This window comes from Streptomyces sp. NPDC018610, from assembly GCF_044391765.1.
Taxonomy (GTDB): Bacteria; Actinomycetota; Actinomycetes; order Streptomycetales; family Streptomycetaceae; genus Streptomyces.
Window position 1 is genome coordinate 150714 of sequence record NZ_JBISAL010000012.1, and the last position, 21610, is coordinate 172323.

At 74.2% G+C, this 21610-nt stretch carries 19 protein-coding genes and 1 pseudogene; 13 read left to right on the forward strand and 7 right to left on the reverse strand.

Annotation, left to right across the window (positions count from 1 at the left end):
* Window positions 1–18: 18 nt before the first annotated feature.
* Window positions 19–519, reverse strand: coding sequence for a DUF3515 domain-containing protein (locus ACH5A8_RS28855; protein WP_399006822.1), 501 nt, complete (start codon window positions 517–519; stop codon window positions 19–21).
* Window positions 520–540: 21 nt separating this feature from the next.
* Window positions 541–774 (reverse strand): Lrp/AsnC family transcriptional regulator, encoded by a 234-nt coding sequence (locus ACH5A8_RS28860; RefSeq protein WP_399006824.1) that lies wholly within the window; start codon window positions 772–774, stop codon window positions 541–543.
* A 206-nt stretch (window positions 775–980) separates the two neighbouring features.
* Between ACH5A8_RS28860 and ACH5A8_RS28865 the strand changes: the two genes are divergently transcribed.
* Both ACH5A8_RS28865 and thiD read left to right on the forward strand, forming a co-directional pair.
* Entirely contained in the window at window positions 981–1946 is a 966-nt protein-coding gene (locus ACH5A8_RS28865) for a thiamine-phosphate kinase (protein ID WP_399006825.1), read from the forward strand.
* A complete protein-coding gene (gene thiD, locus ACH5A8_RS28870; protein WP_399006827.1) occupies window positions 1943–2794 on the forward strand; it encodes a bifunctional hydroxymethylpyrimidine kinase/phosphomethylpyrimidine kinase in 852 nt (283 codons plus the stop codon). The genes ACH5A8_RS28865 and thiD overlap by 4 nt, the downstream gene beginning before the upstream one ends.
* A 233-nt stretch (window positions 2795–3027) precedes the next feature.
* On the opposite strand, the gene rpmB is transcribed toward thiD, so the two are convergent.
* Window positions 3028–3213, reverse strand: a complete 186-nt coding sequence (rpmB, locus tag ACH5A8_RS28875; protein ID WP_003993230.1) for a 50S ribosomal protein L28 — start codon at window positions 3211–3213, stop codon at window positions 3028–3030.
* A 258-nt stretch (window positions 3214–3471) separates the two neighbouring features.
* Here rpmB and ACH5A8_RS28880 point away from each other — a divergent pair, with 258 nt between their 5' ends.
* On the forward strand, window positions 3472–5442 hold the full coding sequence (locus ACH5A8_RS28880) for a DAK2 domain-containing protein (protein ID WP_399006829.1): 1971 nt from the start codon (window positions 3472–3474) through the stop codon (window positions 5440–5442).
* Window positions 5443–5727: 285 nt separating this feature from the next.
* Here the strand turns inward: ACH5A8_RS28880 and ACH5A8_RS28885 are convergent, their stop codons facing one another.
* Together ACH5A8_RS28885 and ACH5A8_RS28890 are read right to left on the reverse strand one after the other, a co-directional pair.
* Entirely contained in the window at window positions 5728–8817 is a 3090-nt protein-coding gene (locus tag ACH5A8_RS28885) for a tetratricopeptide repeat protein (RefSeq protein WP_399006831.1), read from the reverse strand.
* Window positions 8814–10646 carry an HSP90 family protein gene (locus ACH5A8_RS28890; RefSeq protein WP_399006833.1) on the reverse strand — a complete coding sequence of 611 codons (1833 nt, stop codon included), beginning with the start codon at window positions 10644–10646 and terminating at the stop codon, window positions 8814–8816. The genes ACH5A8_RS28885 and ACH5A8_RS28890 overlap by 4 nt, the downstream gene beginning before the upstream one ends.
* Window positions 10647–10817: 171 nt before the next feature.
* Here ACH5A8_RS28890 and recG point away from each other — a divergent pair, with 171 nt between their 5' ends.
* The 8 genes and pseudogenes from recG (at window position 10818) to mutM (ending at window position 18620) form a co-directional block, all read left to right on the forward strand.
* Window positions 10818–13040, forward strand: coding sequence for an ATP-dependent DNA helicase RecG (gene recG / locus ACH5A8_RS28895; RefSeq protein ID WP_399006835.1), 2223 nt, complete (start codon window positions 10818–10820; stop codon window positions 13038–13040).
* A gap of 217 nt (window positions 13041–13257) precedes the next feature.
* Window positions 13258–13851: pseudogene (rsmD, locus tag ACH5A8_RS28900) on the forward strand (16S rRNA (guanine(966)-N(2))-methyltransferase RsmD); the annotation flags it as partial.
* A gap of 26 nt (window positions 13852–13877) precedes the next feature.
* Window positions 13878–14357 (forward strand): pantetheine-phosphate adenylyltransferase, encoded by a 480-nt coding sequence (gene coaD / locus ACH5A8_RS28905; RefSeq protein WP_399006837.1) that lies wholly within the window; start codon window positions 13878–13880, stop codon window positions 14355–14357.
* Between the two features lie 99 nt (window positions 14358–14456).
* Window positions 14457–15635 carry an ATP synthase F0 subunit B gene (locus ACH5A8_RS28910; RefSeq protein ID WP_399006839.1) on the forward strand — a complete coding sequence of 393 codons (1179 nt, stop codon included), beginning with the start codon at window positions 14457–14459 and terminating at the stop codon, window positions 15633–15635.
* A gap of 317 nt (window positions 15636–15952) precedes the next feature.
* Window positions 15953–16606: a YceD family protein gene (locus ACH5A8_RS28915; RefSeq protein WP_399006841.1), complete on the forward strand. Its 654-nt coding sequence runs from the start codon at window positions 15953–15955 to the stop codon at window positions 16604–16606.
* Window positions 16607–16608: 2 nt separating this feature from the next.
* The gene (rpmF, locus tag ACH5A8_RS28920) at window positions 16609–16782 is read left to right on the forward strand and encodes a 50S ribosomal protein L32 (RefSeq protein WP_003951102.1); all 174 of its coding nucleotides are present in this window, start codon (window positions 16609–16611) and stop codon (window positions 16780–16782) included.
* Window positions 16783–16789: 7 nt separating this feature from the next.
* A complete protein-coding gene (gene rnc / locus ACH5A8_RS28925) occupies window positions 16790–17623 on the forward strand; it encodes a ribonuclease III (RefSeq protein WP_399006843.1) in 834 nt (277 codons plus the stop codon).
* A gap of 118 nt (window positions 17624–17741) precedes the next feature.
* A complete protein-coding gene (gene mutM, locus ACH5A8_RS28930) occupies window positions 17742–18620 on the forward strand; it encodes a bifunctional DNA-formamidopyrimidine glycosylase/DNA-(apurinic or apyrimidinic site) lyase (protein ID WP_399006845.1) in 879 nt (292 codons plus the stop codon).
* Window positions 18621–18665: 45 nt separating this feature from the next.
* On the opposite strand, the gene ACH5A8_RS28935 is transcribed toward mutM, so the two are convergent.
* Together ACH5A8_RS28935 and ACH5A8_RS28940 are read right to left on the reverse strand one after the other, a co-directional pair.
* Window positions 18666–19061 carry a winged helix-turn-helix transcriptional regulator gene (locus ACH5A8_RS28935; protein WP_399006847.1) on the reverse strand — a complete coding sequence of 132 codons (396 nt, stop codon included), beginning with the start codon at window positions 19059–19061 and terminating at the stop codon, window positions 18666–18668.
* Between the two features lie 279 nt (window positions 19062–19340).
* Window positions 19341–20495, reverse strand: coding sequence for a CAP domain-containing protein (locus tag ACH5A8_RS28940; RefSeq protein WP_399006849.1), 1155 nt, complete (start codon window positions 20493–20495; stop codon window positions 19341–19343).
* Between the two features lie 168 nt (window positions 20496–20663).
* On the opposite strand from ACH5A8_RS28940, the gene ACH5A8_RS28945 reads away from it, so the two are divergent.
* Both ACH5A8_RS28945 and ACH5A8_RS28950 read left to right on the forward strand, forming a co-directional pair.
* Window positions 20664–20945: an acylphosphatase gene (locus ACH5A8_RS28945; protein ID WP_399006851.1), complete on the forward strand. Its 282-nt coding sequence runs from the start codon at window positions 20664–20666 to the stop codon at window positions 20943–20945.
* Between the two features lie 375 nt (window positions 20946–21320).
* Window positions 21321–21524, forward strand: coding sequence for a hypothetical protein (locus ACH5A8_RS28950; RefSeq protein WP_190180834.1), 204 nt, complete (start codon window positions 21321–21323; stop codon window positions 21522–21524).
* The last annotated feature ends 86 nt before the right edge of the window (window positions 21525–21610 follow it).

Below are 21610 nucleotides of genomic sequence, written 5' to 3' on the forward strand. Positions count from 1 at the left end.
TTTCGCGGCGGTGGGCGATCAGTCGGCGATCCCTTCGGGGATCGCCTTCTTGACGGCCGGGGCGAGACCCACCAGGACGGTGGAGCTGTCCCGGCCCTCGGGCACCTCGACCTCGACGTAGGCCTTGCGGTTGGCGGTGGTGAAGCGGTACGCGCCGCCGCCCTGCTTCTCCATCAGCCAGTCGACGCCGTTGACCGCGCCCGCCACCGCGTCGCGGTCCTTGCCCTCGGCGACCTTCGGGTCGATCATCTTCGGCGGCCGGGGGACACCGCAGCGCAGTATGATCACCGGGCTTCCCCAGCCCGCGGTCAGCGCGGAGGCGGGCCGGGGGTCCTTGCGGCCCAGTCCGTCCAGCTTCCGCGGCAGCGCCCCGTCCAGGTCCCGGCACAGCTTCGCGGCCGCCGCGCCCGGACTGGGAACCGCCGCGGTGGCACTGTCGTCGCTCGAGGAGCAGCCCGTGGCGACGATCAGCGCGGCGAGGGCGGGCAGGCCGTAAAGCCGGTGACGAGAAGAGCTCACCGGCCCAAGGGTAGACGGGGGCTACAGATGCACGACCGGGCAGGTCAGTGTGCGGGTGATGCCGTCCACTTGCTGGACCTTCGCCACCACCATGCGGCCCAGGTCGTCGACCGTGTCGGCCTGCGCGCGCACGATGACGTCGTAGGGACCGGTCACGTCCTCCGCCTGGATCACTCCAGGGAGTCCGCTGATCGTCTGGGCGACGGCCGAGGCCTTGCCGACCTCGGTCTGGATCAGGATGTACGCCTGTACCACGGAACCTCCAGGGCGGCCACGAGGATCATGTGGGGAAAAGGAACGCCACGGTATCGCGTCGCCGCGCGTCGCGGGGAGACCTGCGCGGGACGTGACCCGCGCGCCGTGGTGCAGGTAGGACAGAAGTTGACGGTCATCAGGGCCGCGGCGCGGACCGCGTGGACGCGCGACGGGGAACGCACAGGGACAGAAGGGGCGTAAGGGCTATGAAGGGCACTGTTGGTGAGCTCGGTGAGTTCGGGCTCATCAGGGAGCTCACCTCCCGTCTCACCACCACCCCGGCGGTCCGGGTCGGTCCCGGCGACGACGCCGCGGTGGTGGCCGCGCCCGACCGAAGGGTCGTGGCGAGCACGGACATACTCCTGGAGGGCCGGCACTTCCGCCGCGACTGGTCCACGGCCTACGACGTGGGCCGCAAGGCCGCCGCGCAGAACCTCGCGGACATCGCCGCCATGGGCGCCGTGCCGACGGCGCTGCTGCTCGGCCTGGTCGTCCCCGCGGAACTCCCCGTCACCTGGCCCACCGAGCTGATGGACGGCCTGCGCGACGAGTGCCAGGTCGCCGGCGCCAGCGTGGTCGGCGGCGACGTGGTCCGCGGCGACACCATCATGGTGTCCATCACCGCCCTCGGCGACCTGCGCAACCACGAGCCGGTGACCCGCGCCGGCGCACGGCCCGGCGACCTCGTCGCCGTCACCGGCTGGCTGGGCTGGTCCGCCGCCGGGTACGCGGTGCTCTCCCGAGGCTTCCGCTCGCCGCGCGCCTTCGTCGAGGCCCACCGCCGCCCCGAGCCGCCCTACCACGCGGGACCCGCGGCCGCCGGGCTCGGCGCCACCGCCATGTGCGACGTCAGCGACGGACTGATCGCCGACCTCGGGCACATCGCGGAGGCCAGCAAGGTCCGCATCGACGTCCGTTCCGGCGCCATCGACGTCCCCTCGCAGATGAACGACATCGGGCAGGCCGTCGGCGTCGACCCGCTGCAGTGGGTGCTGACCGGGGGAGAGGACCACGCGATCGTGGCGACCTTCCCCCCGGACGTGAAGCTGCCGGCCCGCTGGAAGGTGATCGGCGAGGTGCTCAACCTCTCGGCCCTGCCCCAGGTCACGGTCGACGGGGCGCCGTGGACCAAGAAGGGCGGCTGGGACCACTTCGGGGACATCGAGTCATGAGCGCCGCACCCGCACCCGCACCCGCCCCCGTGCCCGCGTCCCGGCCCGCACCGCCCACAGTCCTCACCGTCGCCGGCTCCGACTCCGGCGGCGGCGCCGGGATCCAGGCCGACCTGAAGACCATGCTCGCCCTCGGCGTGCACGGGATGAGCGTGCTCACCGCGGTGACCGCGCAGAACTCGCTCGGCGTGCAGGGCGCCTGGGAGCTGCCCGCCGAGGCGGTCCGGGCCCAGTACCGCAGCGTCGTCGACGACATCGGCGTCCAGGCGGTCAAGACCGGCATGCTGTCCTCGGCGGAACTGGTCGAGACGGTCGCCGACCTGATCGCCGCGACCGACGCGCCGGCGGTCGTCGACCCGGTCGGCGTCTCCAAGCACGGCGACCCGCTGCTGGCCGCCTCCGCGCTGGAGTCCGTGCGCGCGAAGCTGCTGCCCGCGGCGACCGTCGCCACCCCCAACCTGGACGAGGTGGCCCAGCTCACCGGCGTGCGCGTCACCCGCGAGGAGCAGCTGCCCGAGGCCGCGGCGGCCGTCCTCGCCTTCGGGCCCGAGTGGGTGCTCGTCAAGGGCGGTCACCTCGCCGGGGACGCCGTCGACCTGCTCACCGACGGCGCCGAGGAGTACTGGCTGCGCGCCCCGCGGCACGACAACCGCCACACCCACGGCACCGGCTGCACCCTCGCCTCCGCGATCGCCGCCGGGCTCGCCGGGGGACGGACCGTGCCGGAGGCGGTGACGGCGGCCAAGGAGTACGTCACCGGGGCGATCGCCGCCGGCTTCGCGCTCGGCGGCGGGATCGGCCCCGTCGACCACGCCTGGACCTTCCGCACCCCTCAGGCGGCCGGGTAGCCGGGCCGTCGGCCGTGGTGGCCACCCCCGGCCGGCTTCTCGAAGAGGCCGGGGGCGGCGGGCCGGCCGTTCAGGCATCGCCGGGGCGACCCGGCGGCGCCGCGGGCTCCACTCCGGCACGGGCCCTTGTCGGGGACCGTGCGGCCGGGTACGGCAAAAAGCCGGCCCACCAGAGGTGGACCGGCTTAGTGCAGCGAACCAGCAGTGGCCGCGCGCTTAGCTGTTGCTGTGCGTCAGCGCGAGACCTTGCCGGCCTTGATGCACGAGGTGCAGGCGTTCACGCGCTTCGGCGTCCCGCCGACCACGGTACGCACACGCTGGATGTTCGGGTTCCAGCGACGGGACGTACGGCGGTGCGAGTGCGAGATGTTGTTGCCGAAGCCCGGCCCCTTGCCGCAGACGTCGCAGTTGGCAGCCACGGGTCACTCCAAAGACTTCAGATGCACTTACGGTTGATCCCGGCATGCCGGGATCGGGGGCTCTAGGAGCACTCTGATCTGAGTGGCGTTGCCAGGGGGAAAGCCCGATCAGGATCGGGCAACCGGAGCAGCATACAACGACTGCTTCCGTGCCACGAAACTACCACGGCGCCGGAGGACTCCGCCCGGGCCCTCTTCCGGCGGGACCCGCCTCTGGGTCTACGCTGCCGTCCAGTCCAGCAGCTCAGGGAGGCGCAGGTGGCGCAGGTGCCGCAGACGTTCGACGCGCCGGCGGTGCGCACCTGGTGCGGGCTGGCCCTGCGGGCGCTGGGCCGGGCGCGCGAGGAGATCGACGCGATCAATGTGTATCCCGTCGCCGACGGGGACACCGGCACCAATCTGTACCTGACCGTGGAGTCCGCCGTCGCGGCGGTGGAGGCCGTGTTCACCGCCCACGAGACCGGCCCGGGCGCCTTCGGCGGACCGTCCGTCGCGGAGGCTGCGCGGGCGATGGCGCACGGCGCGCTCATCGGCGCGCGGGGCAACTCCGGGACGATCCTCGCCCAGCTGCTGCGCGGCATGGCCGAGGTGCTCGCCGCCGACGGTGACAGTGCTCACACCGACGGGCGCGGTCTGCGGACCGCTCTGCGACGCGCCGCCGACTCCGCCCGGCTGGCGGTGGCGCACCCGGTCGAGGGCACGGTCCTGACGGTCGCCTCCGCGGCCGCCGACGCGGCCACCGGGGCGGAGGGCGACTGCGGCACGGTCGCGCGGGCCGCCTACGAGGGCGCGCGCACGGCCCTGGCCGCGACCCCCGGCCAGCTGGCGGCCCTGGGGCGCGCCGGCGTGGTCGACGCGGGCGGACGCGGACTGGTGACGGTGCTCGCGGCGCTGGTCGAGACGTTCACGGGGGAGTCGGTCGCGGGGGAGACGTTCACGGGCGGGCTGTTCTCGGACGGGGCGGTCACGGGCGGGGTGCTCGCTGACCGGACGGCTCCGGACGGGACGCTGCCGGACGGTGCCGTCGCCGGGGGGCCGCCGGGGGCGGAGGCCGGCACGGCACCGTCCGGCATGGCGGCGGCCCGGCCGACCGTGCCGCACGCGCGCGCGGGCCGCGCCGACGCGGGCGAAGCCGGAGCGGAGACCGGTGTCGAGGGCGTCGAGGGCGTGTCCGGGACGGGTGGGGGAGCGCAGACCGAAGCGGCGGGGGCGGCCGTCGGGACCGGCGGGGGAACCAGGACCGGAACCGGCGGGGCGGAGCCGGCCGGGCCGGGCGGCTGCGCGTCCGCCGTCCCGCCGGCCGACGGGCCCGCCTTCGAGGTGATCTACCTCCTGGAGGCCGACGACCTCGCCGTGGCCCGGCTGCGGGAGCGGCTGGACGGGCTCGGGGACTCCCTCGTCGTGGTCGGCGGCGACGGCCTGTGGAACGTGCACGTGCACGTCGACGACGCCGGCGCGGCCGTGGAGGCGGGCGTCGAGGCCGGCCGCCCGCACCGCATCCGGATCACCCACTTCGGCACGGGCGACGCGCACGCGGCCGGCCCCGGCCGACCGCCCCGCGCGCGTGCCCAGCGCGCGGTGGTGGCCGTGGTCCCCGGCGAGGGCCTGGCCGGCCTGTGCGCGGAGGCCGGCGCGACCACGGTGCTCGCCCGTCCCGGGGAGCCCCCGGCCAGCGGCGAGCTGGTCGAGGCCGTACGGCGGGCCCACGCGCGCGAGGTGGTCCTGCTGCCCAACGACGCCGAACTGCGCGACACCGCCGCCGCGGCGGCCGAACAGGCCCGCGGCGAGGGCGTTCGCGTCGCCCTCATCCCGACCCGCTCGGCGGTCCAGGGTCTCGCCGCCCTCGCCGTGCACGAGCCCGGACGCCGCTTCGACGAGGACGTCGTCGCGATGACCTCGGCGGCCGGCGCCACCCGTCACGCCGAGGTCACCGTCGCCGAGCACGAGTCCTGGACCACGGCCGGCGTCTGCCAGGCCGGTGACGTCCTCGGCCTCATCGACGGCGACGTCGCCGTGATCGGCTCGGACGTCACGGCCACCGCCGAGACCGTCCTGGACCGCATGCTCGCCGCCGGCGGCGAACTGGTCACCCTCGTCCTCGGCGACGAGGCCCCCGACACCGTCGCCGCCCGCCTGGAGAGCCGCGTGCGCGACTCCTACCTGGCCGTGGACACGGTGGTCTACCACGGCGGCAGACAGGGCGCCCTGCTCCTCATCGGCGTGGAGTAGCCCCCGGCCGCCGGCGTGGGCCGCGCCTGCCCGTACGGCGACGCAGAGCGGCTTCGTGCCCGTACCGGCCTCACGCCCGGCACGGACGTGTCCGTGGGCGCGCGTCCGTACGCACGCGTCCGTACGGTGCCGGATCCGGGGCGCCGGCTCACCACCGGCCTGGCCCGCCCCCTGTCCCCGCACCGCCCGCCGGACGGCTGCACCGCCGCGTCCGGGCGGAGCCGTCGGTCCGCCCCGGTGCGCGACGCGCCCACCGGTGGCGTTCCGTCGCGTCCCGTGCGCCGCTCAGGACCCCCGCCGCTCCTCCAGGCGCCGCAGCAGCCGTGAGGCCTCCGCGCGGTGGGCCGCGGCCAGGTCGTCCGCGGCGTCCGCGGTCTCGCAGGCCGTCAGCGCGGCACGCGCGTGCGCCGTCGCCTCGGCGGGGCGGCCCAGGTCGGCGGCCAGCCGCGCGGCGGCGAGTTCCGCGCCGGTCCGGTCGTGCAGGGCGTCGGGGCCGAGCCGGGCGAACACGGCGACGGCCTGCTCCACCTGGGACAGCGCCTCCTCCAGGACGGCCCCGTCCCCACCGGCGCACCGGGCCAGCATGTCCCCGAACTGCCGGTGTGTGTGGGCGAGTTCGTCGGTGAGCCGGATCCGCTCCGCCTCGTCGGCCGCACGGCCCAGCGCCGTACGGCACTCCTCGACGGCGCCCGCCATCAACTCCCGCGCCGCGCCCGCGCCGGAGCCCGAACCGGATTCCGAGCCCGAACCGGATTCCGAGCCTCCGACCGAGCCGATGTCCGAGCCGGCGTCTCCGCCCGAGCCCGAGCCGATGTCCGAGCCGGCGTCTCCGCCCGAGCCCGAGCCGATGTCCGAGCCCGCGTCCCCGTCCGAGCCCGCGTCCCCCCGCGCCGCCAGCCAGGCGCGGGCGCGCAGGGCGCGGACCAGACCGTGGACGCTGTCCACCGACCGCCACAGCTCGCCCGCGCGCCGGTAGGCGGCGTCCGCCTCGGCGAGCAGTCCCGCGTGGCTCAGCGACTCGGCGGCGAGGTGGGCGAGCGTCGCGTGGTCCTGCTGCTCGGGCCAGTGCCGGGCGATCTCGGCGGCCTGGAGCCGCTGTTCGGCCGCCGCGCGGTGCTCGCCCAGCTCGCCCAGGGCGTCCCCGAGCCACCACCGCGTCTGCACCACCGCCCCGTCGCCGTGCGTCCGGGCGCTCAGGTCCGCGAGCGCCGATTCCAGCACCTCCGCGGCCTCCGCCCACCGTCCCAGCCGCAGCAGCAGGCCGCCCAGATGCTGCCGGGCCCACGCGCCGAGCACCGGCCCCTCGCCCGCCGCGTCGGCCCAGTGCGCCGCCTCCAGCGCGTGGTCCGCCGCCTCCGCGACCCGGTCCAGCCCGCCGAGGACCTCCGCCAGCTGGAGGTGCAGCCGGGCCCTGCCGGGGGCCTCCAGCACCGCCTCGCCGTGCTCCAGGGCCGCCCGCAGCGCCCGCTCGGCCCCGGCCGCGTCGCCCAGGTGGTGCACCAGCGCGGCGAGCCGGGCCTCGTACTCCACCGCGAACCACGGCAGACCCGCGCCCACGTACTGCGCCGCCGCCCGCTCGAACGACTCGGCGGCGCCCGGCAGGTCCCCGGCGCGCGCGGCCACCTCCGCGAGCATCGCCCGCGCCTCCGCCGACCGCGCGGCCAGCCGTACGTCCTCGCCGGTGCGGCCCCCGACGAGCGCCAGCACCTCCCGCGCGGCCTCCTCGGCCGCGGCCAGGACCGGCGGATCGACCGGGCCGTCCGCCTCGTGCACCGGCCGCATCAGGATCCGCGCCCGCGCCGTCAGCACGGACGCGGTCTGCCGCACCCCGGTGCCCTCCTCGGCGTACAGCGCGAGGACCGCCTCGTACGGCCCGGCGACCTCGGCGAGCGCGCCCTCCGGGTCGCCCGACAGCGCCCGTACGTACGCCGCACGAGCGCGGGCGGCCAGCGCCTCGCCCGGATCGCCCGCCGCCGCGTACAGCCCGGCGGCCCGCTCGAAGAGCGGCGCGCCCTCGGGGCCCCGGTCCATCGCCTCGTGCTCGGCGATCTCGGCCCGGTCCCGGTCGGTCAGCCCGGCGTCCCCGGCGCTCTCGGCGGCCCGCGCCACCGCCGCCCACGCCTCCACGGCGTGCGGCCGCAGCGTGTCCGACAGCCGCCGTGCCTCGGCCACCAGCTCGGCCAGGGCGGCCGGCTTCGGCCCGGCGGGAGCGGCGGCCACGGCGGCGGGCCGCGCCGCGGCGGGCCGGGCGGCCACCGGCCGGGCCGTGCGCACGCCCAGCGGCAGCCGCTCCAGCAGCGGCCGCCGCGCCATACGCGCGCGTGTCCACTCGCCGACGTGGGACGTGCCGTTGCGCGCGTCGAACCGGGCAGCCAGCGCCTCGGCCTGCCCGCGCGCGTGGACGGCCAGTCGGGCGGCCGTCCAGGAACGCCCCGCCGGCCCCGGCACCGCCTGCCCGCCCAGCCCCAGCTCCACCAGGCGCTCCATCAACAGCGCCACCACCGCCAGGAAGTCGAGCCGGCTGCGCGGATGCCCGGAGTCGGTGAAGTACGCCGGACGCTCGGCCAGCAGCTCCAGGGCGCGCGCCTCGTTGCCGGTCAGCGCGCAGAACTCCACGTGGGCGGCGTACGCGGCACGCATGCTCTCCATCGGCCGCACCAGCCGGAACCCGCGCAGATGGTGGGCGCGCGCCTCCTGCGCGCGGCCCAGCCGCAGCAGCGGCAGCAGCGACGACGCGAGCACCGTGTGCGGCTCGTGCGCGCAGGAGAACTCCCCCTCCAGCACCGGCCGCCACAGCCGTACCGCCTCCTCGTCCCGGCCGCGCTCGGCCTGCCACCAGCCCTGCGCGTGCAGCTCGCACGCGTGGCAGTCGGCCATCCGGTCCCGGTCGGCGGCCAGCCACGCCGCGTACGCCCGCTCCGCCCGCGCCACGTCCCCCACATGGGCGGCCACACTGAACTCCGCGCCGCGCACCGCCCGTTCGCTGTACCCGGCGAGCCGGTAGCGGTGCTCCATCTCGCCGAGCCACTTCTCCGTCGACGCCAGCGGGACGTGCGGCTGGTCCACCATGCCGGCCGACATCCACTTGAAGACCCAGTGCAGCGAATGGGCCTCGTACTCGTCGAAGTCCTCGGGGCGTTCGTCCCACAGGCGCAGCAGCCGCGCGAAGGGGACGAACATCTTGTCCTTCTCGGAGCTGTAGTTGTAGACCTTCAGCTGGTGCCCGAGCGCCTCGATCACGCCCAGGGGCACGCCCAGCCGCTCCGCCTCGGCGAGCAGCTCCTCCGCGCGCGCGTTGCGGGCCGGTCCCTCGGGCCGCTCGCCGTTCTCCGCCATCGCCCGCCGCAGCGAGTCCAGATCGGTGATCGCACTCATCGGCGGCCGTCCTCCCCGTGGGTGGCCCATTCCAGCAGGCCGATGAAAGCGCGGTTGAGCAGTGCCGAGTCCGCCGGCCGCAGCGGGCGCTGCGCCATCAGCAGCGCCTGCCCGTACAGGGACTCCGTCGCCGTGCCGATCAGCTCCGGCTCCGTCAGGGAGGCGATCCGGCGGATCAGCGGGTTGAGGTGGTTGAGCACCAGCCGCGCCCGCGGCGCGCCGCCCCGCAGCGAACCGAGGATGCCCGCCCACAGGTCGTCGGCCCGCTCCTCGGCCTCGGCGCGGGCCCGCTCGTGCCGCGCGGAGCGGTCGTCCAGGTGCAGCGCGGGCACCGAGAGCGGATGGAAGGCGCGCAGGACGACGTCGCAGCCCAGCGGGTCGAGCCTCGCCCGCGCGGCCGCCAGGAAACCGCCGAGGGCCAGCTCCTCGGCCGGGTCGACGGAGTCGAGGTGGGCGGTCACCGTGTCCGCGTCCAGCTCGGCGACCACCGTCCCCGGCCGCACCGACGGCAGCGCCTCGACCAGCTCGCTGTCGTAGGTGTAGCCGCCGTTGACGACGCCGACGCCCTGCGCGGAGGCGATCGCCGCGACCTGCCGGAACTCCTCCACCGTCCGCGTGAAGTGCACCACCGGGTGACGCTGCGCGAACTCCTCCAGGGACAGCCGCCCGTCGCTCGTCTCGAAGGGCAGCCAGGGCAGCATCGTGCGCAGCATCTCCGGGTCGTGCCGGGCCAGCGACTTCACGCCCAGGTGGTGCACCGACAAGAACGCGGCCAGCCGCTCCGGATCGCCGGCCGCGAGTCCCGTCAGCCACGACCGGATCCGCTCCCCGAGCGCGTCCCGCACGACGGCCAGCGTCTCGTCCTCGTACAGCGACTCCCGCGAGGCGGTGGGCCGCAGACTGTCCGTGTCCAGCACGCAGCGCACGAAGAACGCCCAGTCGGGCAGCAGCTGTTCGGCCCGCTCGGTCAGCAGCATGCCCTTCAGGTGCACCCGGTGGCCCGCCCGCTGCGCCGGGCCGACCGCGGCCGGCAGCACGTACGCCACCCCGCGCACCCCGGCCGGCGGCACGTCCAGGTCGACCGAGTCCAGCGGGGTGAAGCCGAACAGCTCGTGGCAGTGCCGGGCGAGCGCCGCCCGGCGGGCGGCGGGGGAGGGGTGCGAACGGTCCCAGGGCGCCGGCAGACCGGTGACACGCTCCTCGCCGACCCGCACGTCGTACGGCAGCAGCGACCCGAAGTCCCGCGCCAGGGCGAGCACCCGTTCCTCGGTCAGCCACTCGCCGGCCCCTGCCCGCGCCGTCAGGTGCACCGTGGTGCCGGGCTCCGGGCGGGCGGAGCCGGGCAGCGTCCGCACCGTGTACGAGCCGTCGTCGCGCGCCGTCCACTCCACCGGCGCCGCGTCCGGCGTACGGGCGCTGCGGCTGACCACCCGGATCCGCTCGGCGACCACGAAACACGCCAGCAGGCCGATCCCGAACTGGCCGAGGAACTCCGACCGGGCCTCGCGCAGCCCGTCGGCCCGCTTGGAGCTGCGGCCGATGGTGGCGAGCAGTTCGTGCACGTCGGACTCGGTGAGGCCGATGCCGGTGTCCTCCACCCGCAGCGCGCCGCCGTCCGCCGTCAGCCGCACCCGGGCGGGCGCGTCCGGCTGCTCGGCGCGCCGCGCGGTGACGGCGTCCACGGAGTTCTGCAGCAGCTCGCGCAGGTAGACCCGGGGACTGGAGTACAGGTGGTGCGACAGCAGGTCCACCAGACCACGCAGGTCGACCTGGAACGTGTGTGCGGACGGGGAGCCTTCGGCTGATGACTGTGGGGTCTGGGAGTCCATCGTCGCAGCGCCGCCGGGTGGGGGCTTGCCGACGGCGCGGGGTCGGGCGGCACCGGTGGGGCGGTGGACCGCGGGGGAAGGTCCGTGAGCGCGTCATCCTAGGGCCCACACGACCCTGCTGACCAGGGGTTTTGAGGGACGTATACGGCTTTGTCAGCGGTGTGGTGTGCAATGGGTCCCGTGCCCGCACTGCCAGAACCATTGCGCCGACCGCTGAAGTCGGTGCTCGGCCCCGCCACCGCGAAGGTGATGGCCGAGCACCTCGGCCTGCACACCGTCGGCGACCTGCTCCACCACTACCCGCGCAAGTACGAGGAGCGGGGCCGGCTCACCCACCTGGCCGACCTCCCCATGGACGAGCACGTCACGGTGGTCGCCCAGGTCGCCGACGCCCGCCTGCACACGTTCGCCTCCTCCCGGGCGCCCCGCGGCAAGGGGCAGCGCCTGGAGGTGACGATCACCGACGGCAGCGGCCGGCTCCAGCTGGTCTTCTTCGGCAACGGCGTGCACAAGCCCCACAAGGAGCTGCTGCCGGGCACGCGCGCGATGTTCGCGGGCAAGGTCTCCGTCTTCAACCGCAAGCTCCAACTGGCCCACCCCGCCTACGAACCGCTCCAGGGGGACGACGGGGAGAGCGTGGAGTCCTTCGCCGGCGCCCTCATCCCGCTCTACCCGGCCACCGCCAAGATGGAGTCCTGGAAGATCGCCAAGGCGGTCCAGACCGTCCTGCCGGACGCCCGGGACGCCGTCGACCCGCTGCCCGAGGCGCTGCGCGCCGGCCGCGGCCTGGTCGCCCTCCCCGAGGCCCTGCTCAAGATCCACCGTCCGCACACCAAGGCGGACATCGCCGACGCCCAGGCCCGGCTGAAGTGGGACGAGGCCTTCGTCCTCCAGGTCGCCCTCGCCCGCCGCCGGCACGCCGACGCCCAGCTCCCCGCCGTCGCGCGCCGCCCCCGCCCCGACGGCCTCCTCACCGCCTTCGACGACCGCCTCCCCTTCACCCTCACCGAGGGCCAGCGGAAGGTGTCCGACGAGATCTTCGCCGACCTCGCCACCGAGCACCCGATGCACCGGCTGCTCCAGGGCGAGGTGGGCAGCGGCAAGACCATGGTGGCCCTGCGCGCCATGCTCGCCGTGGTCGACGCGGGCGGCCAGGCCGCGATGCTCGCGCCCACCGAGGTGCTCGCCCAGCAGCACCACCGGTCGATCACCGAGATGATGGGCGAGCTCGCCGAAGGGGGGATGCTCGGCGGTTCCGAGCACGCCACCAAGGTGGTGCTGCTCACCGGCTCCATGGGCGCCGCCGCCCGCCGCCAGGCCCTGCTCGACCTCGTCACCGGCGAGGCCGGCGTCGTGATCGGCACCCACGCGCTGATCGAGGACAAGGTCCAGTTCCACGACCTCGGCCTGGTCGTCGTCGACGAGCAGCACCGCTTCGGCGTGGAACAGCGCGACGCCCTGCGCGGCAAGGGCAAACAGCCCCCGCACCTGCTGGTCATGACCGCCACCCCCATTCCGCGCACGGTCGCGATGACCGTCTTCGGCGACCTGGAGACCTCGGTCCTGGACCAGCTCCCGGCCGGCCGCTCGCCCATCGCCAGCCATGTCGTCCCGGCCGCCGACAAACCGCACTTCCTCGCCCGCGCCTGGGAGCGGGTGCGCGAGGAGGTCGCCAAGGGCCATCAGGCGTACGTCGTCTGCCCTCGCATCGGCGACGAGGAGGACGACCCGAAGAAGGCCGCCAAGAAGTCCCCGGACGCCGACGCCACCGCCGACAGGCGCCCGCCGCTCGCCGTCCTGGACGTCGCCGACCAGCTCGCGAAGGGACCCCTCCAGGGGCTGCGCGTGGAGGTGCTGCACGGCCGGATGGCCCCCGACGACAAGGACGCGGTCATGCGCCGCTTCGCCGCCGGGGACACCGACGTCCTGGTCGCCACCACCGTCATCGAGGTCGGCGTCAACGTCCCCAACGCCACGGTGATGGTGATCACGGACGCCGACCGCTTCGGCGTCTCCCAGCTCCACCAGCTGCGCGGGCGCGTCGGCCGCGGCTCCGCGCCGGGACTGTGCCTGCTGGTCACCGAGATGCCCGAGGCGAGCGCGGCCCGCCAGCGGCTGAACGCGGTGGCCGCCACCCTCGACGGCTTCGAGCTCTCCCGCATCGATCTCGAACAGCGTCGCGAGGGCGACGTCCTCGGCCAGGCCCAGTCCGGGGCCCGCTCCAGCCTGCGCGTCCTCGCGGTCATCGACGACGAGGAGATCATCGCCGAGGCGCGGCAGGAGGCCACGGCGGTCGTCGCCGCGGACCCGGAGCTCACCGGCCTGCCCGGCCTGCGGACGGCGCTGGACGCCCTCCTGGACGACGAGAAGGAGCAGTACCTGGAAAAGGGCTGAGGCAGACGCCTGGGGTGGTCGAGGCCCGCGAGCCGCCCGAGCCGCCCGAGGAGCGCGGGCCCCGCCGACCCGTGGCGCCCGAGGAGCGGGCCCCGCCGGCGCCGCGCGCGGACGCGACCCGTCCCGACCCGCCGACGCGTCGGCCGCCGCCCACAAGGCGCGGCACCCCGCGTCCCGCCTGCGAGACTGAACCCACAGCGCACCCACGACCAAGGACCCGAAGATGACTCGCGTGATCGCCGGCACAGCCGGCGGACGCCGCCTGGCCGTCCCGCCCGGGACCGGCACCCGCCCCACTTCCGACCGGGCGCGCGAGGGCCTGTTCTCCACCTGGCAGTCCCTCCTCGGCGGCCCCCTCGACGGCGAACGGGTCCTGGACCTGTACGCCGGCTCCGGCGCCGTCGGCCTGGAGGCGCTCTCCCGCGGCGCCGGCCACACCCTGCTCGTCGAGGCCGACGCCCGCGCGGCCCGCGTCATCCGGGAGAACGTGCGGTCCCTCGGCCTGCCCGGCGCCGAGGTGCGGGCGGGCAAAGCGGAACAGATCGTCCAGTCGCCGCCCCCCGCCGAGCCGTACGACCTCGTCTTCCTGGACCCGCCGTACGCCGTCTCCGACGACGATCTTCGCGAGATCCTGCTCACACTCCGCTCGCAGGGCTGGCTCGGCGGTCAAGCCCTCGTCACCGTGGAGCGCAGCACCAGAGGCGGTGAATTCAGGTGGCCGGACGGTTTCGACGCGCTCCGGGCCCGTCGCTACGGCGAGGGAACGTTTTGGTACGGTCGCGCCGCCTCTACGTGCGAAGACGCACGATGACCGGACCGGAGAGCGAGGGAACGCAAGTGCGCCGTGCCGTCTGTCCCGGGTCGTTCGACCCGATCACCAACGGACACCTCGACATCATTGCCCGCGCCTCCCGTCTGTACGACGAGGTCTACGTGGCGGTGATGATCAACCAGTCCAAGAAGGGCCTGTTCGAGATCGACGAGCGGATCGACCTCATCCGGCAGGTCACCGCCGACTACGGCAACGTCCGCGTCGAGGCCTTCCACGGCCTGCTCGTCGACTTCTGCAAGCAGCGCGAGATTCCCGCCATCGTCAAGGGCCTGCGCGCCGTCAGCGACTTCGACTACGAACTCCAGATGGCCCAGATGAACAACGGGCTCTCCGGCGTCGAGACGCTCTTCGTGCCCACCAACCCCACCTACAGTTTCCTGTCCTCCTCCCTGGTCAAGGAGGTCGCGGCCTGGGGCGGCGACGTCTCCCACCTGGTGCCGCCGCAGGTCCTGGAGGTCCTCACCGAGCGGCTGGCGCGGGACTGAGCCGCTGACCCGGCGTCACCCGGTGTCCCGCGGCCGCCCGGTGGTCGTACAGTCGTCCCGTCCGTTACCCGCACATCGGTAGAGAGTGGCGAGCACACCGTGGACGTGCAGAAGAAGCTCGACGAGATCGTGGCCACGGTCTCCGGCGCCCGGTCCATGCCCATGTCGGCGTCGTGCGTGGTCAACCGCGCCGATCTGCTCGCGCTGCTCGAAGAGGTGCGCCAGGCCCTGCCCGGCTCGCTCGCGCAGGCCCAGGAACTGATCGGCGACCGCGAGCAGATGGTCGAGGAGGCCCGGCGCGAGGCCGACCGGATCATCGAGTCCGCGCACGCCGAGCGCGGCTCGCTGGTCTCCGGCACCGAGGTCGCCCGCCGCTCCCAGACCGAGGCCGACCGGATCCTCACCGAGGCGCGCCAGGAGGCCGAGGAGGTCCGCGCCGAGGCCGACGACTACGTCGACTCCAAGCTCGCCAACTTCGAGGTGGTCCTCACCAAGACCCTCGGCTCGGTCGGCCGCGGCCGGGAGAAGCTGCTCGGCACCGGCCCCGGCCTCGACGAGGACGGCTACGAGGACGAGGACGCCCCCGAGCGCAGCCACGACCCCGAGACCCTGCGCCGCAACGCCGACGCCTACGTCGACGCCAAGCTCGGCGCCTTCGAGGCGGTCCTCGCCAAGACCCTGGAGGCCGTCGGCCGGGGCCGGCAGAAGCTGCACGGCCGCATCGCCACCGACGACCTCGGCGCCCTCGCCGACGACACCAGCACCGTCCAGCACTCCAGCGACGCCGACTACCTGGCCGACCTCGCCGCCCTCACGGACGCCCCCTTGGCACCGGCACCCCGGACGGCCCCGGCCGCCGAGCGGTCCGCACCGCCCCAGCCGCAGTACGAACCGCAGCCGGCCTACGGATACCAGCAGGCGCAGAGCGACCCGTACGGCTCCGGCTACGCCCCGGCGGCGGACGGCGCCCCCTTCCAGGGCTACGACGCCCAGCAGGACCCGTACGGCTACCAGCAGGCCGACCCGTACGCGGCCCCCGGCTACGCCCCGGCGGCGGGCGCCGCCTACCAGGGCTACGAGGAGGGCTACGACGCCGCGCAGCCGCCCGCCTACGACCCGAACCAGGCCCAGCACGCCCAGGCGGGCCACGCCCAGGGGCAGGGTCACCAGAGCCCGCAGCCCCAGCAGGGCTACGCGCTCGACGAGACCAGCCTCTTCGACACCAGCATGATCAGCGCCGAGCAGCTGCGGGCGTACGAGCAGGGCCGCGGACTCTAGCCAGGGCCTCTCGTTCGGATCACGCCGGGCTCGCGGGCTCTGGCACCGCACTCCAAGGACTTCAGGGGCCGGCCGGCCGGGGACCCCTGGACGGCCCCCGGGGCGGACTTCGCTGACTCGTCCGGCCCGATCCGCCGGGAGACCCCGGGCGCCGCACCGGCGCCGCCGGTCCCCGCACGGCCCGCCGGGGCCGGATTGGGACGAGAGCGAAAGGTCCAGTATCCTGGCTCTTCGGTCGCGTGTACGTCCGCGATCAGCGCTGCCCGGGCGACACCTCCCAGGCGGCGTCCCTCCTAGCTCGGAAACCGAAAGCAGGAATGGCTCAGAACGCCCGCCTCGACCACCGCAACCCTCTCGTGTTCGACACACATGAGCTGGGGCGGCGTCCTGGTGCGCTGCAGCGCCTGACCCGCACGGTCGCGGCCCCCCGGGACCTCGGCATCCAGTCGGTGATCGGAGTGCCGGAAGGCGCCCCGGTCGAGCTCGACCTCCGCCTCGAGTCGGTCATGGAAGGGGTGCTCGTCACAGGCACCGCCCGTGCACAGGCCGAGGGGGAGTGCGTAAGGTGTCTGGAGCCGGTCGAGCTGGAGCTCGAAGCGGACTTCCAGGAACTGTTCTCGTACCCTGACGCCGACGACCGGGGCCGTGTGATCGCGGAACCGGGCGACGACGCCGAGGACGACGAGGACAGGTTCTTCCTCGAGGACGGACTCTTCGACCTCGAACCTCTGCTGCGCGATGCGGTGGTGCTCGCACTGCCGATGCAGCCGGTGTGCCAGGAAGACTGCCCGGGTCTGTGCTCCGAGTGCGGAGCACGGCTCGCGGACGACCCGGACCACCACCACGACGCCGTCGACATCCGTTGGGCGGCTTTGCAGGGACTCGCCGGTTCACTCGAAGACGGCGAGAAGGACGAGATGAGCGGCGGCGCGCCTCGACCGGCACGCCCCGACGAGAAGCAGGAGAAGTAGCCGTGGCTGTTCCGAAGCGGAAGATGTCGCGCAGCAACACGCGCCACCGCCGGTCGCAGTGGAAGGCTGCGGTCCCCACCCTGGTTGCGTGCGAGCGCTGCCACGAGCCCAAGCAGCAGCACATCGCGTGCCCGTCTTGCGGCACCTACAACAAGCGCCAGGTCCTCGAGGTCTGAGCGGCTGGTGAGAGGCACCGTGTCCACTGCCAAGAAGGCGGCTGACGCCAAGGCGGAAATGTCCGCCAGGAAGAAGTCGGACAACACGGCCTCGTCCCACACGCTTCTGGAAGGGCGGCTCGGCTACAAGCTCGAGTCCGCCCTTCTGGTGCGCGCCCTGACCCACCGTTCCTACGCGTACGAGAACGGCGGCCTGCCGACGAACGAGCGGCTGGAGTTCCTCGGTGACTCCGTCCTCGGTCTCGTCGTCACGGACACGCTGTACCGGACCCACCCCGATCTTCCCGAAGGCCAGCTGGCCAAGCTTCGGGCCGCGGTGGTCAACTCGCGTGCGCTGGCGGAAGTGGGCCGCGGCCTCGACCTGGGTTCCTTCATCCGGCTCGGCCGCGGTGAAGAGGGCACGGGCGGACGGGACAAGGCATCCATCCTTGCCGACACCCTTGAAGCGGTGATCGGCGCGGTCTATCTCGACCAGGGCCTCGACGCGGCCTCCGAACTGGTGCACCGCCTGTTCGACCCGCTGATCGAGAAGTCCTCGAACCTCGGAGCCGGCCTGGACTGGAAGACGTCCCTCCAGGAGCTCACCGCGACCGAAGGGCTCGGCGTCCCCGAGTACCTGGTCACGGAGACCGGCCCCGATCACGAGAAGACCTTCACTGCTGCCGCCCGCGTCGGAGGCGTCTCGTACGGCACCGGCACCGGCCGCAGCAAGAAGGAGGCGGAGCAGCAGGCCGCCGAGTCCGCGTGGCGGGCCATCAAGGCCGCCGCGGACGAGCGCGCCAAGGCGGCCGAGGCCGCCGGAGACGCTCACGGCGCCGACGAGGCTCCGGCCTCCGCCTGACCCGCAGCACGATCCGAGCGCCCGCCCCCACCCGGGGCGGGCGCTCGGCGCATGTCCCATACAGTTCATATGACGAGTAACTGTTCCGAACGACCGCGGAAGTGAGGGCGGGGGAGCGATGCCCGAGTTGCCCGAGGTGGAGGTCGTACGGCGCGGCCTGGAGCGGTGGGTCGCCCACCGCACCGTCGCCGACGTCGCCGTGCTGCACCCGCGCGCGGTCCGCCGCCACCTGGCGGGCCCGGACGACTTCGCGCGGCGTCTCACCGGCCACCGCGTCGGCACGCCCAGCCGCCGCGGCAAGTACCTGTGGCTGCCCCTCCAGGACAGCGGCCAGGCGATCCTGGCCCACCTCGGCATGAGCGGACAGCTGCTGGTCCAGCCGAGCGAGGCGGCCACCGAGAAGCACCTGCGCATCCGGGTCCGCTTCGCCGACGCGGAGGACACCGAGCTCCGCTTCGTCGACCAGCGCACCTTCGGCGGCCTGTCGCTGCACGACACCGTCCCAGACGGGCTGCCCGACGTCATCGCGCACATCGCCCGTGACCCCCTCGACCCGCTGTTCGACGACGAGGCCTTCCACCTGGCACTGCGCCGCAAGCGCACCACCGTCAAGCGCGCCCTGCTCGACCAGTCGCTGATCAGCGGCGTCGGCAACATCTACGCCGACGAGGCGCTGTGGCGGGCCCGCCTGCACTACGAGCGGCCCACCGCCACCCTGACCCGGCCGCGCACGGCCGAACTCCTCGGCCACATCCGGGACGTGATGAACGAGGCCCTCGCCGTCGGCGGCACCAGCTTCGACAGCCTGTACGTCAACGTGAACGGCGAGTCCGGCTACTTCGACCGCTCCCTCGACGCCTACGGCCGCGAAGGTCTGCCCTGCCGCCGCTGCGCCACCCCGATGCGCCGCCGCCCCTGGATGAACCGCTCCAGCCACTACTGCCCGAAGTGCCAGCCCACCCCCCGGCTCCGTCCGGCCGCCGGCGGCCGGATCTGAGGACGCGGACAGCCGGGACGCCCGAGGGAGTCCGGGGCGCGGGATTCAGGCCCGGTGGGCGTCGTAGCGCTCGCGGGAGGCGAGCACCTCGTCCATCCGGCCCTCCACGCAGTGGATGAGGGCCAGCAGCCGTTCGGCGACGTCGTGCCCCAGCGGAGTCAGCTCGTAGTCGACGCGCGGCGGGTTCGTCGGCTGGGCCTCGCGGTGCACCAGACCGTCCCGCTCCAGCGCCTGGAGGGTCTGCGACAGCATCTTCTCGCTCACCCCGTCGACCCGGCGCCGCAGTTCGTTGAAGCGCAGGGAGCCTTCGTGCAGGGCGCCGACGGTGAGCGCGCCCCAGCGCCCCGTGACGTGTTCCAGCGTGCCGCGCGAGGGGCAGGCCTTGGCGAACACGTTGTAGGGGAGATCCAGCTCCTCGGTGCGCTCCTGCGTGCCGCTCATGACAAGAGCGTACGCGAGCACAGCGCCACCCGTCGGCCGACGCCCGGCATCAGCCCGCGCCGACGGACGACCAGCGCCACCCGTCGGACAGCGCCCGCCCCCAGGCCCCGCCACCCGTCGGACAGCGCCCGCCCCCAGGCTCCGCCACCCGTCGGACAGCGCCCGCCCCCAGCCCACGCCACCCGTTCGGACGGGCGCCCACCTCCGTCCCGCGCCGACCAGGAGACCGCCCAGAGTCCCCGCCCGGGCGTCAGCGCCCGAAGCACGCCCCGCCGGGCCTCAGTAGCCGAAGTCCTGGGTCCACCACGGGCCGCCCGCGCCGAAGTGCACGCCGACGCCGAGGGTCTTGAAGTCGCAGTCGAGGATGTTGGCGCGGTGGCCGGGGCTGTTCATCCAGGCGTCCATGACCGCCGCCGCGTCCGCCTGGCCCCGGGCTATGTTCTCGCCGCCCAGGTCGGTGATGCCGAGCTTCGCCGCCCGGTCCCACGGGGACGCGCCGCTGGGATCGGTGTGGTCGAAGAAGCCCTCGTCGGCCATGGCCTTGCTGAAGTCCTCCGCCAGGGAGGCCAGCGCGCTGTTCGCGGTGACGGGGCTGCAGCCCGCCTGTGCCCGCTCCTGGTTGACCAGGCTCAGCACCTCCGCCTCGGCCGCGGCCTGCGGGGAGCCCGTCACCGGGGGCTGGGTCCGCTGCTGCGGGACCTTGGTGGCGGGCTGGGCCGGGGCGGTCGTCCGCGGCGCCCCCGTGCCGGCCGGCCCGGTCGTCGGCCCGGCCGCGGGCGGCTTCGCCGGCGCCGCGGCGGAACGGCTCGCCGACGCGGACGGGGCGGACGGGCTCGCGGTCGCCGAGGGCCGGGCGGCGGAGTGCGTCGGCGAGGCCGGCCGCTCCGCCCCGCGCCCGGCGGCGGGCGCGGCGGTCCTGCCGTCCGGGAGCACCCCGCCGGACGTGCCGCCCTGCGGGCCCGCGCTGTTCGTGGGCGTGCCGGCGGCCTGCACCTTGTCCGCGCCGGCGCTGCTGTCCCCGCCCAGCTTGTAGTTCTGCAGTCCGGGCACCGCGCCGGTGGCGACCGCGACGGTGCCTAGGGCGACCGCCGCCGAGACGCCGAGCAGGCCCGTGCGGACCGGCGTCGCCGCCTTCCTCCTGCGGCGGCGGCCACGAGCGCGCGGCCCCTGCGAGGGGCTGTAGCCCTCGGGCGGGAAGACCACCGTGTCCGTGGCGCGGGCGTAGTCGTCGTCGGTCGCGAAGAGGTACTCCCGCGCCTTCGCGTAGGCGTCGGTGTACCTCTCCGGGTTCAGATAGGGCGCGATGCCCATGCCGTCGTCCGGGTACGAGTCCCCCGGGCCACGGCCCCGCCCGTACGAGCCGTGCGTGTCTGTGTCCCCCGTGGCACGGTCCGTGGCGGCGCGGCCGGCGTCCGAGCGTCGGTGGCGTCCCATGTCCTGGCCTTCCTCGTCCCCTCGGCCGACGCGCGCGCTGAGCCGTCGCGGCCAACCAGACTCACTCGATCGAGTGAGTTTCATATGAGATTCATTGGGTGGGGACGGTACCGCATGACGCGGGGGGCGGACGTGCCCGGAGAGACATTGCCCGGTTAGGTTGCACTCATGAGCGAGGATGTTCGACTGGTCGCCTGGGTGCGTGGACACGTCCAGGGCGTGGGTTTCCGCTGGTTCACGCGGGCGAGGGCACTGGAGATCGGCGGTCTCAGCGGCTTCGCCCTCAATCTCGGCGACGGACGCGTGCAGGTCGTCGCCGAGGGGGCGCGCGAGGCCTGTCAGAAGCTCCTCGACTGGCTCCAGGGCGACGACACGCCGGGCAGCGTGGAGGGCGTCACCGAGATCTGGGACACACCGCGTGGCGGCTACGACGGCTTCGCGATCCGCTGAGGCGGCCACGGCCTCCACCGGACACCGGCCGGCGCATCTGCCGCGGGCAACTGCCCGGGGGGAAAAGAGCAGGTGGTCGGCGGAAGGCGCTTGCCCCGGCAGACCGCGCACGGCAGGATGACCGCCACGCCCCGAGGGGCCCGCAGGAGCCGCAGCGCCACCTTTTCCGGTCGCGCGCCCCCGGGACGCCCACCGACACGGGGTGTGATCGTGTTGACCGTCAAACTTTTTGGTGAGACGCTGAAAGCCCGCGCACCTTAGCTGTTTGGCATGGATGAACGGCACCACAACTCAACAGTGCCAAGCACCGCGGGTGCGAATCCCTCACGACCCGCACCGCTTCGGTCGGTCACTCATTGTGGAGGACCATCCATCATGGCAAAGGCGCTTCTCGGTTACGTCGGCGGCTCCGACCCTCGACTCCTCGCCGAGATGCGACGGCTCCAGCAACGCGTCCAGGACCTGGAATCCGAGCTTGGACGGATCCAGGCGGAGAACGACGCGCTGACGGCTGCCGCTTCTCACGACAGGATCATGGAGCGTGTCGACGCACACCAGGCGGAGCCTGCGCTCACCTGATCACTGCATCGCTCAACGGACACAGTGGTTGGGCTGCCCGTATCAACCGCTCAGTCGTCAGAGTTGCAAGGGACGCTTCGGCGTCC

Coding starts and splice junctions, on each gene's coding strand:
- thiD (WP_399006827.1), top strand. CDS start 1,943: ATGAGCGCCGCACCCGCACCCGCACCCGCCCCCGTGCCCGCGTCCCGG.
- mutM (WP_399006845.1), top strand. CDS start 17,742: ATGCCCGAGTTGCCCGAGGTGGAGGTCGTACGGCGCGGCCTGGAGCGG.
- ACH5A8_RS28940 (WP_399006849.1), bottom strand. CDS start 20,495: ATGGGACGCCACCGACGCTCGGACGCCGGCCGCGCCGCCACGGACCGT.
- ACH5A8_RS28935 (WP_399006847.1), bottom strand. CDS start 19,061: ATGAGCGGCACGCAGGAGCGCACCGAGGAGCTGGATCTCCCCTACAAC.
- recG (WP_399006835.1), top strand. CDS start 10,818: ATGGGTCCCGTGCCCGCACTGCCAGAACCATTGCGCCGACCGCTGAAG.
- ACH5A8_RS28890 (WP_399006833.1), bottom strand. CDS start 10,646: ATGGACTCCCAGACCCCACAGTCATCAGCCGAAGGCTCCCCGTCCGCA.
- ACH5A8_RS28885 (WP_399006831.1), bottom strand. CDS start 8,817: ATGAGTGCGATCACCGATCTGGACTCGCTGCGGCGGGCGATGGCGGAG.
- ACH5A8_RS28945 (WP_399006851.1), top strand. CDS start 20,664: ATGAGCGAGGATGTTCGACTGGTCGCCTGGGTGCGTGGACACGTCCAG.
- ACH5A8_RS28915 (WP_399006841.1), top strand. CDS start 15,953: ATGGCTCAGAACGCCCGCCTCGACCACCGCAACCCTCTCGTGTTCGAC.
- ACH5A8_RS28950 (WP_190180834.1), top strand. CDS start 21,321: ATGGCAAAGGCGCTTCTCGGTTACGTCGGCGGCTCCGACCCTCGACTC.
- ACH5A8_RS28865 (WP_399006825.1), top strand. CDS start 981: ATGAAGGGCACTGTTGGTGAGCTCGGTGAGTTCGGGCTCATCAGGGAG.